The 19897-nt window shown below is 30.9% G+C and carries 13 protein-coding genes and 2 pseudogenes; 12 read left to right on the forward strand and 3 right to left on the reverse strand.

The features are described from left to right. Nucleotides 1-289 precede the first annotated feature (289 nt). Nucleotides 290-1915, forward strand: a complete 1626-nt coding sequence (gene abc-f, locus AAFN87_RS15445) for a ribosomal protection-like ABC-F family protein (protein WP_347791961.1) — start codon at nt 290-292, stop codon at nt 1913-1915. A gap of 84 nt (nt 1916-1999) precedes the next feature. Here abc-f and AAFN87_RS15450 read toward each other — a convergent pair whose 3' ends face one another. Continuing rightward, nucleotides 2000-2320: a hypothetical protein gene (locus AAFN87_RS15450; protein WP_347791962.1), complete on the reverse strand. Its 321-nt coding sequence runs from the start codon at nt 2318-2320 to the stop codon at nt 2000-2002. A 297-nt stretch (nt 2321-2617) separates the two neighbouring features. Here AAFN87_RS15450 and AAFN87_RS15455 point away from each other — a divergent pair, with 297 nt between their 5' ends. Both AAFN87_RS15455 and AAFN87_RS15460 read left to right on the forward strand, forming a co-directional pair. Beyond that, the gene (locus tag AAFN87_RS15455) at nt 2618-3157 is read left to right on the forward strand and encodes an NfeD family membrane protein (protein WP_347791963.1); all 540 of its coding nucleotides are present in this window, start codon (nt 2618-2620) and stop codon (nt 3155-3157) included. A gap of 12 nt (nt 3158-3169) precedes the next feature. Further along, nucleotides 3170-3472, forward strand: a pseudogene (locus AAFN87_RS15460) (flotillin family protein); the annotation flags it as partial. A 254-nt stretch (nt 3473-3726) separates the two neighbouring features. Here the strand turns inward: AAFN87_RS15460 and AAFN87_RS15465 are convergent. After that, nucleotides 3727-6558, reverse strand: a complete 2832-nt coding sequence (locus AAFN87_RS15465) for a TrlF family AAA-like ATPase (RefSeq protein ID WP_347791964.1) — start codon at nt 6556-6558, stop codon at nt 3727-3729. Nucleotides 6559-6806: 248 nt separating this feature from the next. On the opposite strand from AAFN87_RS15465, the gene AAFN87_RS15470 reads away from it, so the two are divergent. After that, a complete protein-coding gene (locus tag AAFN87_RS15470) occupies nt 6807-8189 on the forward strand; it encodes a recombinase family protein (protein WP_347791965.1) in 1383 nt (460 codons plus the stop codon). Nucleotides 8190-8392: 203 nt separating this feature from the next. Continuing rightward, nucleotides 8393-9931, forward strand: coding sequence for a flotillin family protein (locus tag AAFN87_RS15475; protein WP_347791966.1), 1539 nt, complete (start codon nt 8393-8395; stop codon nt 9929-9931). A gap of 212 nt (nt 9932-10143) precedes the next feature. Here AAFN87_RS15475 and AAFN87_RS15480 read toward each other — a convergent pair whose 3' ends face one another. Then, the gene (locus AAFN87_RS15480) at nt 10144-12438 is read right to left on the reverse strand and encodes an nSTAND3 domain-containing NTPase (protein WP_347791967.1); all 2295 of its coding nucleotides are present in this window, start codon (nt 12436-12438) and stop codon (nt 10144-10146) included. Nucleotides 12439-12957: 519 nt separating this feature from the next. Between AAFN87_RS15480 and AAFN87_RS15485 the strand changes: the two genes are divergently transcribed. The 7 genes and pseudogenes from AAFN87_RS15485 to AAFN87_RS15515 all read left to right on the forward strand — a co-directional run bounded on the left by AAFN87_RS15485 (nt 12958) and on the right by AAFN87_RS15515 (nt 19804). After that, nucleotides 12958-14745, forward strand: a complete 1788-nt coding sequence (locus tag AAFN87_RS15485) for an AAA family ATPase (RefSeq protein WP_347791968.1) — start codon at nt 12958-12960, stop codon at nt 14743-14745. A gap of 2 nt (nt 14746-14747) precedes the next feature. After that, entirely contained in the window at nt 14748-15818 is a 1071-nt protein-coding gene (locus tag AAFN87_RS15490; RefSeq protein WP_347791969.1) for a hypothetical protein, read from the forward strand. Between the two features lie 104 nt (nt 15819-15922). Continuing rightward, nucleotides 15923-17176 (forward strand): annotated as a pseudogene (locus AAFN87_RS15495) (flotillin family protein); the annotation flags it as partial. Between the two features lie 248 nt (nt 17177-17424). Then, entirely contained in the window at nt 17425-17877 is a 453-nt protein-coding gene (locus AAFN87_RS15500; protein ID WP_347791970.1) for an SRPBCC family protein, read from the forward strand. 248 nt (nt 17878-18125) lie between these two features. After that, nucleotides 18126-18440, forward strand: a complete 315-nt coding sequence (locus tag AAFN87_RS15505; protein WP_347791971.1) for a hypothetical protein — start codon at nt 18126-18128, stop codon at nt 18438-18440. A gap of 139 nt (nt 18441-18579) precedes the next feature. Next, nucleotides 18580-19293 carry an MraY family glycosyltransferase gene (locus AAFN87_RS15510; RefSeq protein ID WP_347791972.1) on the forward strand — a complete coding sequence of 238 codons (714 nt, stop codon included), beginning with the start codon at nt 18580-18582 and terminating at the stop codon, nt 19291-19293. 79 nt (nt 19294-19372) lie between these two features. After that, nucleotides 19373-19804, forward strand: a complete 432-nt coding sequence (locus AAFN87_RS15515) for a VOC family protein (protein ID WP_347791973.1) — start codon at nt 19373-19375, stop codon at nt 19802-19804. The last annotated feature ends 93 nt before the right edge of the window (nt 19805-19897 follow it).

Consider the following 19897-nt stretch of genomic DNA (forward strand, 5'->3'; position numbering starts at 1 on the left):
CTCTTAGTTTTCAGTATAACAAAACACAATAAGCGGTGTACAAAAATGTCAAATATGATATGATAAACCTATTATACAATGAAGGGACGATGGGTGGCCGATGATTAACTAACCTGGTTTTTTACACATTGATTATAAAATCAATCAAACAAAAAAACAGGATTAGTCTGCCCATTTTCCAAACGTGATAAAAACACCATGCTTATTAAACATGGCTTTTTTAGCGACGACTAATCCTTCCAATTTGGGGAGGATTTTTTTATTCTCCCGTCTTTAAAGGGTGAGCAAAATGAGAGAATTATTAAAAATGAATCAATTAACAATCGAGTTTGGTGAACAAACATTATTTGAAAACGTAAATCTTTCTGTAATAGAAGGGGAGGTAATTGGTGTCATCGGTAAAAATGGTGCCGGTAAATCCACCTTGTTGCATGCAATTAATGGAACACAGAAGTTAAGTAGTGGGGAGATAAAATGGCAGCGTCCTGTCAAAGCACTTTATATTGTACAAGAGGAGCAAGCATATGATGCCCATTTAGCGGTAAATGACGAACTACTCGCAAAATGGCGTGTGCCACAAGGAAATTACAATACATTAAGTGGTGGGGAAAAGTTAAAGCTGCGGTTAGCACGTGGCTTCACGCAAGCAAGTGAAGTACTCCTGTTAGATGAACCGACGAACCATTTAGATACGGAAAGCATTGCTTTGTTACTTGAACAAATACGGGCATACGATGGCACTATTATTGTAGCTTCACATGACCGAGCGTTTTTAGATCAAGTGGCTACAAAAATTTGGGCGATTGAAAATGGACAAATAACTGAGTACAAAGGGAACTATAGCCATTATAAAACAGTGCGTGCGGAAAAAAGAAAGGCACAGCAACATGCATACGAGCAGCAGCAAAAGAAAATTGAACGTATCGAAGGTCAAATAAAAGAATTAACAAGCTGGTCAAATAAAGCGCATGCGCAATCAACAAAAAAAGAAGGGGTTAAAGAATATTACCGTGTGAAGGCGAAGCGAATGGACGCACAAGTAAAGTCCAAAAGAAAAAGATTAGAACAAGAACTTGCGACTACAAAGGTAGAGCAAGTAGAGAAAGACTATACGGTTCAATTTGACATTGCACCAACACAAAAACGAGGAAAACGATTTTTAGAAGCGACTAATTTAACGAAACAAATCGGGAACAAAAGGCTGTTTGAAAAAAGTCATTTTACAATTCAACACGGTGAAAAAATAGCACTCATCGGCCCTAACGGTTGTGGGAAAACGACCTTCCTAAAAATGATCGTAGGTGAAATGGATTATGAAGGGAAGCTCTGGCTATCACCGACTGCAACAATTGGCTATTTGTCGCAGGATGTGTTTGATTTACCGTTAGAGCAAACACCGGCACAGTTGTTTTATCGTGAAAGCTTTGAAGCGCGGAGTAAAGTTCAGCATTTAATGAAGCAGCTCGGATTTACGTCATTCCATTGGCAAAAGGCGATTCAGACAATGAGTATGGGGGAGCGAGTGAAATGTAAATTAATGCACTTCATATTACAAGAAAGGGACGTATTACTACTTGATGAGCCGACCAATCATTTAGATATTGAATCGCGTGAACAGCTAGAAGCAACATTAGCGGAATACAAAGGAACACTTATTGTTGTGTCGCATGATGAGTACTTTTTACAGCAAGTAACGAAGGAGCAGCTCGTATTTAAAAATGGTAAATTACAAAAGCATTTCGAGTTAAAAGAAGAGCCAGCACAGGATAAGTATCTATTACTGGCACTTGAAACAGAACGTCAAGCAGTACTAGGAAAGCTCAGTACGGTAAATGCAAGTTCCCTGGAGTATGCTACACTTGATCAACAGTTTAATGAACTAACGAAAAAAATTAATACTATGAAAAATAAGTAGGGGACAATTAGTATGAGGGGCCGAAAAGTAGTTACTTTCTAGCCCCTCATATATTTTTTGAAGGCAATAAGTTTTAACGTACGCTTATTTATTACCCCACGGCTGTTCACCATATCTTTTAAGCATTACGACTTCACCATCATTTTTTGTTAACTGATTATAAGAATAGTTGATTTTGTATTCAGTGTATTTTTCTAATTCAATATTTTCATAAAAATCCTCTGATAAAGATAACTCACGTTCATCAATTAAAAGAAAGTGCTCGCCGTTTTTTTCTACAATATTTTGTTCACTAATTATATAGGTACCTTGTGTATGTACATTATTAATTGAATAAAAACCTGTTGCAAATAAACCTACCAAAAGAATGCCTAAACAAATTACAAACAACTTACTTTTTCTCAAGACCAAGATCATCACCTCAAATAAAATTCGTAATACTATTTTTTACTATTTTTTAAAATTGCTGTATTCTTATATAAGAATATTTTATATTAAATCTTCCGGAAATTCTAGCGTATCATTAACGTTAATATTAAAAGCTTTTTTAAAAATTGTACAAAACAGCAATTATGTTTGTTTACACTTACGAGAAAAGATTGCAAAGGCTTCAACTTCATTGTTTAAAAAAATACAATCTTTTGAAACTTTTTGAAATTTCACTCGTAAATAAAGGTAGTACATAACAAGGGGGTGTTTCATATGTTATTCGGATTTCCGCTCACCACGATTTATTTAACAGTGCTCATCGTTATTGGAAGTATTACTGTACTATTTTTGTTATTTGGGGATATGGTAGATGGTGCCGCAGAAGGAATTCCGTTTGTAGATCCAGCCGTTATTCTTGCGTTTATTTCGATAACAGCAGCGAGTGGTTATATTTTGGAGCAATTCACGAATTTGTCTAGCGTTCTCATTTTTGTACTAGCCCTTATTTTATCTGCTATTTTCACAGGGCTTCTTTATTTTTTCTTACTTATTCCTCTACGATCAGCAGAAGTATCACTCGTTTATACGGATGCATCGCTTGAAGGGCAAGTTGGTAAGGTGATTGTACCGATTCCACTTGACGGCTTTGGTGAAATTGTAATCGAATCGGTAAACGGCATCATTGCAAAGCGAGCAACAAGTTATCAAGGCGAAGAAATTCCTTATAACACACCAGTATTAATTATCGAAGTAAAAGAAGGAACAGCATTTGTTAGCGCCTATAACAAAGGTTTTTCTGAACAAACAAATTAAGGGGGAAATATTATGTTTGGGATAGATTTAGGAGTTTTGATTGCAATTGGAGTTGTATTGTTTTTAATCATTGCTATTGTTTTAGTATATATAACGAAATATCGCACGGCAGGTCCAGATGAGGCGTTAATTGTAACAGGTAGTTACCTTGGTTCTAAAAATGTGCATACCGATGAAACTGGCAACCGTATTAAAATTATTCGCGGTGGAGGTGCTTTCATCTTCCCAGTATTCCAACAAGCACGACCACTTAGTTTATTATCAAGTAAATTAGATGTAACGACACCAGAAGTATACACAGAGCAAGGCGTTCCTAACCCGAGTTAAAAAAATAAATTGCACTGTACTTTTCATTATATAAAATTCCTTAAACTATTCCCTATTAATCCATATGAAACTAAAGCACCGATCGATCTCCTATAGCATAAAGAATTTCCCAACTTTACGTTTTTTAATAAGACAACAAACTGAAAGTCTTAGCCTATTGGTTCGAGATACAGAGCATTTTTTAAAAGACTTAACAAAAAGGAACAGTTAACAATTGATATTATTAACTGTTCCAAAAAAGATTATTGTATAGTACTTAGATATTTTGATTCTCTTAAAGTAAACGCTGGTCGCGTTCCTTCAAGAATTTCGACTATTTTTGAGTTTATTTTTGCATTTTCAATACTACCCGAAGAATACCTAATTTCTTTTGAAGATTTATCCATGTTAGCTACAATAATTTGTTCCGCGTCACAAGCAATGGCTATGTTAGGGTTATGTGTTACTATTATAACTTGTCTATTTTGCTTAGCTTTTAAGATACAAGGAACGAGTTTACTATAGACTGATTGATTATCCAAATTGTCTTCAGGCTGGTCTATAATAATTGGAACATTATCTTTACTTAATGCTAAATAAAATGTTAGTAAAACAAGACCTCGTTCGCCTGGTGATAATTCTGATAAATCATTATTCTGATATGTTAATTGGAAATCAATATTTAGATACTCCATGCTCAAAATACTATGATAAAAACTTACTTTATCATTGATAACTTTATCTAATTTATCAAAATCATTTTCGATACCACATTTTATTATTTTTATTAAGGAACTATAGATATTTTCAAAATCATTCCATTCAGTATCTTCAATTATTGTTAATAAAGCTTTTTCAGATTCAGTAACCCCTTGGAAAAGGCTTTGTGGCCTCTTATTAATGGATTGTAGAGACATTAGTAAGGTTTTAGAATCAGGAACAAATTTTGTTTGGAATTTAATGTCGTTTTTTATATCACCTAATAATAATGATAATTGCTGATCAATTGGATAATAAATTTCGTCATAGATTGCTGATATTTGTTCTTTTTTATTGATAATTGATTTTAAAATCTCTTTTCTTGTGTTTAATGATAAGTTATATTCTGTATCTAAATTTACATCAAGATAGTTTTTTTCTTTTTTTAGATTAGTTAAAGAATCAATAATATCGTCATTACCTACTATAATCTTAAGATTATTCTCCCAATTGTTTAATTGATTTAAGTATTCTTGATACTGTCTATTTTTTAATGAGGTTGTTTCTGTCAAATCATTAATTTTATTATTTATTTCTTGGGATTTTTCTTGTAATTTCGCAATATTTACAGTATTCAAACTCATTTCTTCTGCCATAGTTGAAATTCTTTCTAAATAGAATTCATTTGGAATACTATATTTAATTAACCCCTTTTCGCTGTCTAATTTAAGCAATTGGGTTGCTTCTTGGTTAACATGTGAAATATCTTGTCCTATTTTGTTAATTTTACTTTGAATATTTAGTAAATTTTGATGGTAAACAGATTTCTCTGATAACTCTTCTTTATGTTTGTCGATTGCTACTTTTATTTGAGTTAATTGATTTCTAAATTCTTCAATTTCAGCATCATGTACTAAACTATCTTGATCTGTAGGCTTTAGAATTTCAGAAGGTTTTAAATTTAGATGTCTTTCGTGTTCAGAATTTTTTTGAGCTAATTTATCAATAACTTCTTGATAATAAGTTTTACATTTCTTTTGTTCTAAATTTATAATCTTTAAATTGATTTCTTTCAAATCAGCAATTAGTTTCTCTATATCTAACTGGATGGGTTTAGTTTTTTTAGAAATAAATTTCTCAAAAGATTGGGACCCTAATCTTTCTTCTGTTGGTATATAGGAGAAAATAACTTTATTAATTTCATTTTGGAAAAATTTATTTTCTAAATCACTACATGTATTTTCAATATATGTTTGGGGAAGATATTGAGCATTAGATAAATGACTACTATAAGAATGATTATCTAACAGTAAACTCTCTACATATTCTTCTTTTCCATCATGCCATTTTAATTTTGCTTCGAAATCTTTTCCATATTGATGTGGAGATTTATTAAATCTATCTTTTGTTAGAAATGATAGATTCTCGATTTGAATTGAGTTTGTTAGAGTACCAATAATATCTGTCATCGCACTTTTTCCGCTACCTTTGTTACCTATTATCGCGACTAAAGAAGGGTTTAAAGGGATTTTTTGATTAAACCAATCGGGAATGTCAGTGGATGAACTTTTCATATTAATTTCTATTGATTCAATAATAACTTTTGGATTACTCTCCAATGAAATCAATTTAGGCGGTTTGTTACCAACAAAGATGCGTTCTTCAGGGTGCAAAAGAGCTTGCATAAGACCTTTAAAATTAGGGTCCGCTTTAATCCAAAGATAAGATGATAATTCATAATCAGTATAATTGTGATTATCAGAGCTAATAATAACAGGATAACTTTTGTCAGACTCTTTTTTTAAGAATTTAATAACTGTTGACTTATATTTTTTATAACTGTTTTCATTATTAACTTCAAATATATCTATAAATTTTGCATATTCTTTTTTTATTCCTGTATAGAACTCATCATTGTTCATATTCTTGTCAATTCCACTTGCTTTATTACCTGCATGAACAGTAATTATACCATTATTTGTTTTAATAAATTCTTCGATATCATCGGTATTCCAATAAATGGTTTCGTTAGATTCTTTATTATGTGCTTTTTTCATGAAATCGTATTCAAAAACCCCACATAAATCATCTATATTTGAGTCTTCAGGGAATATTCCAATTATATGTATATTATTAGCTCCCTGGTGAGTTCTAAGTTCTACGCCTGGGAATAATGTAATATCATGTTGTTTACAGAGAGCTTGTAGTTTTTTAATTCGCTCTTTATCAATTACAAAGTGATCTGTGATAGCAACAGCAGCAAATTCTAATTCTACCCATTTTTGAACAAGCAATTCATCAGAATATTCACCGACGCTTATTTGATAATCGTAGGAAGAACGGGTATGAATATGTAAATCCCATTTTCGCCAATATGAACCTGTTTCTAATTGCATAACTCCACCTCTTAATAAAATATTTAATCATAGATTATAATAACATAATACTAGTTATAAAAGTGCATAATCGGTAAATATACCTAAAAATAACAATGAAAAGGTAAGTGGATGATGTATTCCCAAATCACGTATTCCACCAAATTCCTTATTGAGTTTCTTAATGTAAACAATTCCACCACTTTTTTTCTATTAATTACCGATGATTAATTAATTATTATCTATTAATATTTAAATAGGTGATATTAATGCGAGTTTGTATATATGCAAGAAAATCAACAAATAAAATAAATCAAAGTAACACCATAGAAAATCAGATAAAAATCTGTCAACGATATGCTAAGCAAATGGAATTAGAGGTAGTAGATACTAAAATTGATGTTGGTACAGGGAGAAATGATTTTAATCGTCCAGAAGTAAAGAGCTTAATTCAAGATGGAGTTAAAGGTAAATACCAATGTGTAATCATAAAAGGGATTTCCAGAATATATAGAAATGTAGAAGAAGGACTTAAACTTATCAAAAAATTGCACATGAATGGTATTAGAGTAATTTCAATTGAAGAATCTTTTGATACTTCTCAAAATACTGCAAGTAACGGAATATTAGATACATCAAAATTAACTATGTATTTAATTATGGCTGAAATGGAATCGAATAAGATTAGTGAAAGAGTAAAATGGACCCAGGTTGAAAAAGCAAAAAGGGGAATGTGGAATAATCCTAATAGAGTTCCATATGGATACAAGTATAATAATAAAACAAAAAAATTAGAAATTGATTCTAATGCTGCAAGGACAGTAGAAATCATATTCAAAATGTATGAAGAAGGTAATTCTGTATCGGATATAATCGCTTATTTAGAAAAATTTAATTTAAAACCCCCAAGAAGTAAAAAGTGGCGTGAAGATACTATAAGATATATTTTAAGAAATCAAACGTATGTGGGCAATATTCTTTACAGTGGCAGTATTATTGAAAATGCCCACGAACCAATAATTGATAAAGACATATTTAACAAGATTCAAGTTTTATTAGATTCTAAAGCAAGGGGAAGTAAGAACAAAAGATCACGATTAATGGGGTTAATAAAGTGTGAATCCTGTAATTCGTCAATGACATTAAGAAAATATCATTATACAGGTGAATACTATTATTATTGTTCCGGCTATATAAAGAATGGTAAATCATTTTGTTCTTCACATAAGATTAAGGCTGATGTATTAGAAAGAAAGGTTTTTTTAATGATTAAGAAGTATCTTAAATCCTTTGATAAGTTTGGAGAAATGCAATCGGAATTTTCAGCATTAAAGAAGAAAATTGATCAACTTAATTCCAAATCATTTGTTTTTACTGATAAATACATTGAGGGGAAATTATCTGATGATAGATATCGAGAAATTATTAAACCAGTAGCTTATCAGATTGATGAGCTGACAAAGGTAAGAGATGAATTTGAAACGAAAATTATAAAGTATCGTTATCTTAAGAATGTAGTTAGTCGAATTAATTATGATAAGTTAACTAACTTATCAAACTTAGAAGATGATCATTTGAATTCACTCATTGATATCATATTAATTACTAATAATGATATAAAGATAAAATTCAAATTAGAAACGAACGTGTGAACTAGAAATAACTTATTCACACGTTTTTTCCTTTTTTAAAAGAGTTGCAAGTTGGTATTTTACTTAATCTGAAAAGTTAAGAAGTATTTACTGAATGAACTAAGTAAGTAAATATAATACATAATTTTATTTTTATGAATATTTTTGAAACTTTAACAAGTGTTAATCGTATATTTACTATCACGATAAAAGGGGGAGAAAAAATGTTGGAGATTTTAATTCCAATTGGTATTGCAGTATTTATTTTATTAGCGTTAGTAGTTGTATATGTAACAAAATATCGTACAGCGGGTCCAGATGAGGCGTTAATTGTAACTGGTAGTTACCTAGGTACTAAAAATGTGCATACAGATGAATCTGGAAACCGTATAAAAATTATACGTGGCGGCGGTGCATTCGTATATCCTGTCTTTCAACAATCTGAACCGCTTAGTTTGTTATCAAGTAAATTAGAAGTAACAACACCAGAAGTGTATACCGAACAGGGTGTTCCAGTTATTGCCAGTGGAACTGCGATTATTAAAATTGGTGGTTCTATAACTGAAATTGCGACAGCTGCAGAACAATACTTAGGAAAAGAAAAACATGAACGTGAAGGTGAAGCTCGAGAAGTTTTGGAAGGTCATTTACGTTCTATTTTAGGGTCGATGACAGTTGAAGAAATTTACAAAAACAGAGATAAATTCTCACAGGAAGTACAACGTGTTGCTTCACAAGATTTAGCGAAAATGGGACTTGTGATTGTGTCATTCACGATAAAAGATGTACAAGACAAAAATGGTTATTTAGATTCTTTAGGTAAACCGCGTATTGCACAAGTTAGGCGTGATGCAGATATTGCGACGGCAGAAGCTGAAAAGGAAACCCGCATTAGACGTGCTCAAGCAGATCAAGAGGCACAAAAAGCAGAGTTAGCGCGTGCAACAGAAATTGCGGAGGCAGAAAAAGATAATCAATTAAAAGTAGCGGAATATCGTCGAGAACAAGAAATGGCTAAAGCTCGAGCCGACCAAGCATATGAATTGGAAGCTGCGAAAGCAAAACAAGAAGTAACAGAACAAGAAATGCAAGTAAAAATTATTGAACGACAAAAACAAATTGAATTAGAAGAAAAAGAAATATTACGTCGTGAGAAACAATATGACTCTGAAGTTAAGAAAAAGGCAGATGCAGATCGGTATGCAATTGAGCAAAATGCAGAAGCTCAAAAACGTAAAGAACTTGCTCATGCAGATGCGGAAAAATATCGTATTGAAGCGCTTGCTAAAGCAGAAGCAGAAAAAGTTCGTTTAGATGGATTAGCAAAAGCCGATTCAGATCGAGCAAAAGGAGAAGCAGAAGCAGAAATTATCCGTCTAAAAGGTTTGGCTGAAGCGGAAGCGAAAGAAAAAATCGCAGAAGCATTCGAACAATTTGGTCAAGCAGCAATCTTAGATATGGTTATTCGTATGTTACCTGAATACGCTAAAGAACTTGCAAGTCCACTTGGCAATATCGATAAAATTACTGTTATCGATACAGGTGGCGGGGAAGGCGGCGGAGCTAACAAAGTGACGTCTTATGCGACAAACCTGATGTCAACATTACAAGAAACGCTGAAAGAGACATCTGGGATTGATGTGAAAGAGCTGATTGAAAGTTATGCAGGCAAACATACACTACGCCCGGAACTAGAGCAAATTGCTACTAGGCTAGAGAAAAAGCACGAGATTGAAAAAGAAAAAGAAACAGTTGAACAATAATCAAAATAGCTACCTGATGCTTCGGTGTCACATGGCGGTGGGGGATGAGGTAGCAAATCATGTTAAGTTGTTAATACATTGCAAGAGTCATTAAAAAAAGAATGGAATTTTCATGATTTATAAAAAGGAGACCTTAGAACGGGTCTCCTTTTTGTGGGAAAATGAATTGTAACGAAATATAAAAGAATGTATTAAGTAGCTATTCGACTAGTTTAAATTTTAATTTCTCTGTCAAAGATAATATCAACCATATCTATAGATGCAGAATCATACCCTCCTTTATTAAAATATTCACTTTCATAGTCAAGATGACCTTGTTTGAAATAATCGCTTACTAAGGAATCTATATCATGAAATTCTAGATTATAATTTATTGCATCGTTTATTTCATATTCAATATCTTCAACATTTATTAGAGATAATTCATCCCAAACATCTTCATATATACTTTCAATTATCATTGAGGGAAAATCTTCTAAATAATAATTATCAATGAGATATGATTTATCGGCAATACACTGAAAAAAATTATAATCCTCTAAATAATCATTGATTTTATCTAGTAAAATATCCTTAAGTTCTTCATATAAATATTCATATTCTTTTCCATAGTTTTTTAATTCGGACATAAATTTTACAACATCATCTAATTTTAAACTGGAGATAAATAAATGTATAAAATCATCATCGCTTAATGCTTTTTTAATTCCATAAAAATCAAGAATTTGTTTATTTTCAAGTGCATTTGTAAGAATAGTTATCTTTTTAATTCTTGTATTAAAGAATTCTTCAGTCGATTCCATAAAATTTATAGCCGGAACTAATATATTTTTATAATTTTCTATTAGTAAATCTTCTTGGGTTACAATCCAAGCAATGTAAACAGAAATTTTGTAATCTATGCTTTTATAATTAATAATCTCTCCTTGTCGCACTAAATTCTGGATGTAACTTTTTGAATTTTCAACCAAATTTTCTATCTGCTCAATATAGAGAGCATGTTTAATAATCATATCTTTTAACACAGGAGTAGTTGTAAAAACATGCTTAATATAATCATTTATAGAAGGATTTAGCACGCCAATTACCTCATTACTATAATCATCAATAATTTTAATTAAAGAGTTTGATAGTCTCCTTTTACACTCCACAAAGTGGTTTACTGTATAATCTATATTAGGCTGTTTTTTAATAGTATTTAAAAAACATTCTTCTAGAATATTAATATCTATATAAGTGTCAGTTAGAGAAAAAAGAGTATACATGAAAATTCTGTCTTCTACTGATAGGCCATATTTAAATTCTTCTGCCCATACTTCTTCAGGTCTGTCTAAAGTTTGATTTATATAAGAAAAAAACTCTTCCGGTTTTACTTTAAAATATCGTTGTTTATGAGTTACATATTCTATAATTCGAGGATTGTAATTATTATGAAAAATTATTTTCTTGTAGTTTCGATTGTTTTTTATAGATAAATAATATTCTTTTGGTATTTCATTCTTTACTAAATGATTGTAAAAAATCTCTGATTTTTCTTCCTTATTTATTTCGTTCATATTAATTACTTTTAAATTAAGTTTACCATTTTCGAAATAATCTCTAAGTTGTCTAGAAATTCCTTGAGCTTCGTTTAAAACAGTTATCCTCGAATTTAAAATTAGTATTTTATTTTCGTTCATGCTGATATATTTCATCAAACTTATTAGTTCGGAATCTTGCCATGCTTTCAATTTAAAGTAATATTGTCCAAAACAATCATCAATTAAAATAATTTCTTTTACGTTCTTATTTTCATTAAAAGATGACTTTAAGTTAGAAATATCACCATTTGTTGTGTATCTAATTTGGTATCCCTTTTTAACAAAATAAAATGTTAACATTTTTGAAGTTATAGTTTTTCCAACCCCTGGTTCCCCTATAAGCATTACTCTTCTAGTTTTTTCAAGTATATCTATACACTCATTAAATAATTTCGTTTGAACAAAGAATTTAAAATCTTGGGTTAAATCTTCTAATAGAACTTCGCCATCAATAAAAACACTTCTGTTTATTACTTGCGTTAATAGTTGATCAGCAACTAACCATAATTTAAAGTTTTTCCTTAATATATCCTGATTGTTAGGTTTATTTAAAAATTGGTCAATTTCAAGTTTAGTGAAAATATTTTTATCACTTTCCATATACTCTGAAAACATCTCATAAATTTCAAGAATATTTGCAGCCGTAAGTTCTTGAGAAGTACAAATATAGTAATTTTTTGGTATTGGGGTCATATTCTTAATCTTTTCTATCTCTTTTTTTAATGAAGTTTTTAAAGAACTAAAACTACTCTTTGAGTAATGTTTAATTTGTATTACAATATTTTTTGTTTTAATATTATCTACTAAGTCAATCCCGCCATCCCTTCCCGGTCCAAAATACCGTAAATGAGTATTAAGTTCTCGGCTTAAAATATCGCTACATAGTTTTTCAAATTCATGATCGCTAAGATTTGAATAGTCGTACATTATTTCCAGCTCTCTTTCTGTTAATATCTCTTTGATAAACAAACTAATTTTTAGGTATAAAAAATAAATAAGTAAATAATTATATGGAAATTTTACGTTACAACTATTATAGCGTATTCAATTAATTTTATATTATAAAATATGTTAAAATAGAGAGTTATTATGGAATATAAAAGAGTACGTATAAAAAACGCTCATTTAACCAGGTTCAATTTTGATCCCAACTGTATATTACCACTTTACTTGGAGGGGCGAGCATGATAGATTCGGTTAGCCAGCCCTTGTAATAACTGGCTTTTGGCTGCCGAATCATGAAAGTAGAGTTCTCCATGTCAAGTTGTAATTATTCATTCACACGTATAGAAAAGTGAAATCTGAGCAAAAGTCGTACATGCTTACATAAGCAAAAATATACATTACGATGCGAACATTGTTAGAATGGATTAACTAATATAATTAGAAATTAAATATTTTATTAGTAAATAAAAATATATAAAGAATTTGAAGTGAGGGGAAATTATGCTTGAATATTGTTGGATAAATGATAATTCAATGTTTAATAAGCAGAATGTTAATTTTGGAGGGAAATATTTTTTTGAATATAATGAAACTGAGAAAGTATTGTACCCAAGATTAAATAAAAATTACATAGAAAACTTTTTCTTATTAAGTGAGGCGTTTAAAAATCAACCAACTCAAAGCAATTGTAAAATAAATGTGACTGCTATAGTTGGAGAAAATGGTTCAGGGAAGACGACATTATTGGATTGTATAAGGGGCATCTTAAAAGGAGATGTACAAGGTATAGAATTTATCTTAGTTTTTTTAGAAAATGATGAATACACATTAGTACATAATAAATCAGAAGAAATAATAATTGATAAATTTGACTATAAATTATTACCTTATTACTATTTTCTTATAAAAATGAAAAGTGCCTTTGTTTCCACAATTTTTGATCGTAAGATAGAACATGGAAATCACAGAGAATTAAATTTAAGTACAAATTATTTACTAAATAATTTAAATAGAGGCTCATATGAAACAGACAAAATTAGAAGGAATTTAACCTTTTTAATTGCAAAAAATCTTAAATTTGTTAACGATAAAAATAGTGTATTCATAAATAACGAAGTAGCATTAGGAAGTGAAGGGTTAGAAATCAATTTAAGAGATACTTCTTGGATATATAACAATGAGGAAATCGAAAACCGAACGCATCTAAATCCTGATGTAACACCGTTTGAAGATCAATTAAGAAAAATAGTTGCTTCTAATGAATTAACTTTATTTAAAAAAAATTTATTAATGGATATTAGTATGTACATTTTAGAAAATGCAAAGAATTGGAAAGAGCTCAGAGGTCCAAAGAATGCGCGTGCTTTTCAAATGCAGGAGTACATAAATATTATTAATCCTTTAAGAAGAATTAAAAGTGTGGATGATATTCAAGAAATAAACGAGGCATTTTCAGATATAATAAAATCATTTAAGGGATACAAGAATTTTGTTCGCAAGCTTAAAGACATAAAAAATGTACTTGAATTTTTATTTAATCATGTGACAGAGGACAACCTTTTAACTGAGGAATCAATAGTGTTAAAAAAATCGAATGAAATATTTGAATTTTTGAATAAATATAACAGATCAATAATAAATGGAGAATATTTTAATTTTAGTTGGCGAAGATTAAGTACAGGAGAAGAAACAATTATCGATATTTTCTCCAGAATTTATCAAATAAGTAAAAAGGTAAAATCAAGGATGTGGGGGGATAGTATAGTTTTGATTATAGATGAGCTAGAAAGTAATCTCCACCCATTCTGGCAAAAACATATATTAAAGGCCTTGTTAAGTTTAATAGAAGAAGGATTCTCAAGTAAAAGTGTTCATCTTATTATTACTTCACATTCACCTTTTGTTATTTCTGAATTGCCACATAATAATGTAGTTTTATTAGAAAAAATGAATAGTAAAAGTGTAATTCAAAATCATATAGAGGATTTAGAACTAACTTTTGCAGCAAACATCCATACAATACTTGCACATAACTTTTTCTTGAAAGATGGTGTTTTAGGTGAGTTTGCGAGAGGTAAAATTAACGGATTATATAATTTTATATTAAATGAAGATATTTCTACTTTAAAAAAATATAAAGAAGATATTGAAAAATTAATATATATAATAAGTGAACCACTTATACGAAATAAGATACTATCTGTTTGGAGTTCTAAAATGAAATTAAATGTTTATGATGAAATAGAAGAGTTAAAAAAACGCATTGCTATCTTGGAAAAAGGTGAATAAAATTGAAGAGAATCACTTTAAGTGAAATTCAAGAAGATAATTTAAAAAAACGACATTTAATTTACTTTGAAACTTATATATATCCTTTGTTGGTAGATATATATACAAAAGAAAAAGATAATCAGGAGTTTAAAAATTTTCTATCCTATCTTAAAAGTCATTATAAATTGATTGCGATAGGATCACCTAATGATCTTCATAGATTTAGAGATAAAATAAAAATAAAATTTCCAGAAATATTTATAAAACTATTTGGAATAGAGGGCTTATCAGAGAAAGAAAACTCTGAAATTATAGATAAAGATTTACGAAACAAACTACTTAAAGTTTTCAACTATGATGGTTTTTGTAAAAACATAAACAAAATAGATTTATATAGAAATAGAAGTCGTCTAGATAGACATAATAAATCGGGATGGAATGCATATGCTTTAATTGATGAAATAGGAATGAAGGTTTGTCCATACTGTGAAATAAATTATATATTGCTATATAAAGATGAGAATGGAAAAACTAGACCTACTTTAGATCATTTTTACGACAAAGCTAAACACCCATACTTTGCTGTCTCATTATTTAATTTAATTCCATCTTGCTATACATGTAATTCTTCATTTAAAGGATCAAGAGACTTTTCCATTGAGACGCATTTACACCCTTATTTGGATGATATAGAGGGAAAGGGGAAATTTACACTGGTGAATTCTGACAATGGAAAATTTGATATAGCAAAATTATTAACCTGTGAATATAGTTTTGAGTTCAAAGGAGTTGGAGATGTTATTGATAAAAGAGTTGAGAACAGCCTTACTATATTTCATATAAGAGAACTATACAAAGAGGTCAAAACTCATATAGATGAATTAATAAATCAACACTTTATTTACAATGAAAAATATATCGAACAATTAGCGGGATTATCAATTTTCAGTGGTGAAGAAGAAATTAGAATGATTTTAACAGGTAAAGTAAATATACATACTGGAAAATCAATTGTATCTGATGAAAGAATATTGTCGAAGTTGATGAAGGACGTTGAGAATGAACTAGGTCTTACATATGGAAAAATGTAGAATAGCTGCTGCTTATTTAAGCTAATAGGTATCGTATTATAACTGTCCAATTTAGAATAGTTTTTTTATCCTTATAATGACAAATTTTCTACACTGATATGTAAGGTGTTCCAGTAATGGCTGACGGCACAGCGATAATTAAAATCGGCAGTTCCATTTCAGAAATTGCCACAGCTGCTGAGCAATTTTTAGGTAAAGATAAGCTTGATCGTGAAATGGAAGCACGAGAAGTATTAGAAGGACATTTACGCTCCATTTTAGGATCAATGACAGTTGAAGAAATTTACAAAAACCGTGATAAATTCTCACAAGAAGTACAACGTGTTGCTTCACAAGATTTAGCGAAAATGGGGCTTATTATTGTATCGTTCACGATTAAAGATGTGCGCGATAAAAACGGCTATTTAGAGTCACTAGGTAAACCGAGAATCGCACAAGTAAAGCGGGATGCAGATATTGCGACAGCTGAAGCTGACAAAGAAACACGTATTAAACGTGCTCAAGCCGACCAAGAAGCACAAAAAGCTGAGCTAGCAAGAGCAACAGAAATCGCAGAAGCAGAAAAAGATAATCAATTAAAAGTAGCTGAATATCGCCGCGAGCAAGATATTGCAAAAGCCCGTGCTGACCAAGCCTATGAGTTAGAAACAGCGCGTGCAAAGCAAGAAGTAACAGAGCAAGAAATGCAAATTCAAATTATTGAACGTCAAAAGCAAATTGAGCTAGAAGAACGTGAAATTTTACGTCGTGAAAAGCAATATGATTCTGAAGTAAAGAAAAAGGCGGATGCAGAACGTTATGCAATTGAGCAACAAGCAGCTGCTGATAAAATGAGGCAGCTTGCGCAGGCAGATGCTGAAAAATATCGTATTGAAACACAAGCACAAGCAGAGGCGGAGCGTATTCGTTTAGACGGTTTAGCAAAAGCGGATGCTGAGCGTGCACAAGGTACGACTGAAGCAGAAATTATTCGTCTGCGCGGTTTAGCGGAAGCGAAGCAAAAAATCGCAGAAGCATTCGAGCAATATGGTCAAGCAGCAATTCTAGATATGGTCGTGAAAATGATGCCAGAATATGCGAAACAAGTAGCGAGCCCGCTATCAAATATCGATAAAATTACTGTTGTTGATACAGGCGGTGGTGAAGGCGGCGGCGCCAATAAAGTAACGTCTTATGCGACGAACTTAATGAGTTCATTACAAGAAACGTTAAAAGCGTCATCAGGTATTGATATAAAGGAATTAATCGAAACGTATGTTGGGAAAGATGTGACAACACAAGCTCCGCAACGAAAAATTGTATCTCGTGAGTTAGAAGAAGTAAACGTTTCCCGTGAATTAGAAGAAGTAAATAAGTAATTAAAACTGAACCTCCAATAGTGCGCGTAAAAGCGGCGCTATTGGAGGTTTAATTTATTATTGAAAGTGAGATTATAGCTTATAAAAAATTAAATTCTCCCTAACACTTTAAATTAATGAAGGAAAGAGCTTAAAATAGCTATTAAAAAATATTGATTTATCAGAAGTGGGGACCTTACTTCCCGTTAACCTGCGATAAAAGTTAAGAAATTATAATGACAATTGTTGATAATTGGAGGTACAAAATATTGTTAATAACAAGTCAAACGGAGATTAAAGCCCCTATTGAGGTAGTATTCTCTTACTTAGAAGATAATGAAAAACAAAAAGAATGGATGACAGGAATAGAAGAAACTGAGTATTTAACGAAGTTTGATATTAGTAATCCGGTTGGTGTTAAGTTTAAACAAAGGTTAAGAGAAGGAAACCGTATTCAAGAGTATGAAGGACAAGTTACTGAATTCAATAAAAATAATAGTATAAGTATACAAATGAATCATCCTTCTTTCTTAATCAATGTTTCATATAACCTTCAAGAAAACGGTCCTAATTCAAGTATTCTATATATTACAGAAGAAGTGGCAGCTAAGACTGTATCAGGAAAGGTATTAATTATCCTTTTTCGTGTATTTATGAAAAAAGGTTTAGAGAAACAAATGAAGGCATTGAAACAGTGCGCTGAAAAACAAAATAATAGTTAGCATGTACACTTAAAGTAACGTGGGCTTTAGGTGAAATTTTCAAAAAGAAGACTGCTTTCGTTAAGCTATTCCGTTTGAATTACTTATATATAAGACATCATATACTCAAATAGCTCCGTATCCAGCGGGGCTATTTTCATTTATGACTAACGAGAAGATCGTGGGTTAATATGGAACTTATACCATGATTGATCGTTATGTGTTATTAGACAAGAATGAAGAATGAGCCATACAAAGGGGGATTTGAGATGTTCGGTTTACTTAATCTTGGCAGCCTTGTGCTTGGGCTAATTGCTTGGATACTTCCTGTTGTAAATTTAATGAGATATGAAACACATAACAATAAAAATTGGATTACTCTTTCTGTTATGAGCATCAGTGTTTGTTCTCTTTCATTATGTTTCCAGATTTTATATATCTATCACAAGGTGACAGTTGAGGATTGGAGTGGTCTTATGGACACAATGTATGCCGTGGCGTTTGCCTCAGCAGCACTGCTCATTGTCACCATCGTACTAAATGCAATTACTCTGATTGTATATCGTGATAGAACAGCAAAATAGGATGCTAAATTCCAGTTTGTATGGAGGAAATGTATCTAAGAATAAGAAATATCGCTTAGTTTTCATATATACTGTATAATTTTATGTGGTAATATTTAACTTTTAGAAATTCTAATGAATTATTTTGGGAGGGGCAAATTTGATATATTTAGCTTTATTAATTGGCATCGTTTCAATTGTAATTATGGAAAAGCTGACTCAAGCTTTTAGATTATCAAGCATTTGGGGTTTGATTGTTCAAATTTGTGCATCACTTGTAATAATAATGATCGGCAAACTTGAAGTTAGTCATATTAATCTAGGTAATTACTTCGAATTAGGATATTTGACGATTCCATTTACTTTATTAGTTCTTGTAGGTTTTGCAAATGTAATGAATATAGAAAAAGATCAAAATCCTTCAATATTGCTGTTGCCATTCGTTTCTTTAGTTTGTTTCTCAATGGTAGCTTTCTTCATAGGCAATTCATTTGTTTTAATAACGGGAATTTGTGCCAGTTTAACGATTATGTTTATTCTGCTATACGGCTATATTTCAGGTAAAGTATTTGTAGGAAGAGCGCTTACTACTTCAATAGGTTTCATAATAGCAGTAATTTCAATATCCCTCATTAAAGCATCTATTGTAACAATTTATATTCCGATATTTACTTTAGCACTACCGTTCACTATTTATTATTTTATTAAAGATAAATTTACGAGTGTACAATCAATTATAGTTAGCACTTTAACAGCTATATTATTTAGTGTATTAATGTTCATAGTTCCTTTAAATACATTGTGGTATCTCGTTGTTGGATTAACAATTATTTTGGTTATCACGCAATTTTCACGTAAATATCGCTTTATTTAGAAACTACAGTTCTTGTAATACGAATGGTGGATTAATTGAACAAATAACTAATGAAAAAATAATAAAAAAGGGTGATTGTGTGGTACTTCAACGATTAAGTTTGGTAACTATTGGTTGTTTTGATTTACCTCTTCTTCGTAAATTTTATAATAATTTAGGTTGGGAAGAAACAGACCATGGATATGTAGATTATGCGGTATTCAAAACAGCAGGTGTTTTATTATCTCTTTATTCTGTGGAAAAATTGGCACAGGGTACAGGGTTAAAAATTCAGAACTCAAACACTTATTTTAAAGGTGTTACATTTGCAATAAATGTTGATAACCCAAGTCAGGTTGGTGAAACAATTGAAGTGGTTAGGAGCCTTGGGGGAAAAATATTAAGTGAACCAAATGATGCTAGTAGTGGTTTTCTTTCTGCGTCTTTTGCTGACCCTGAAAATAATATTTGGGAAGTTGCATATAACCCAGATTCTACTTTTGATGAAAGAGGAGCTATGCTTACCATTTAGATAAAAATAATAAATGCAAGCAAAATAATTTCACAATTAAGAGGAATAAGTTGAGTAGATTAAATATTATAACACTTGGTACAAAGAACATAA

This window comes from Solibacillus sp. CAU 1738 (assembly GCF_039888725.1).
GTDB lineage: Bacteria > Bacillota > Bacilli > Bacillales_A > Planococcaceae > Metasolibacillus.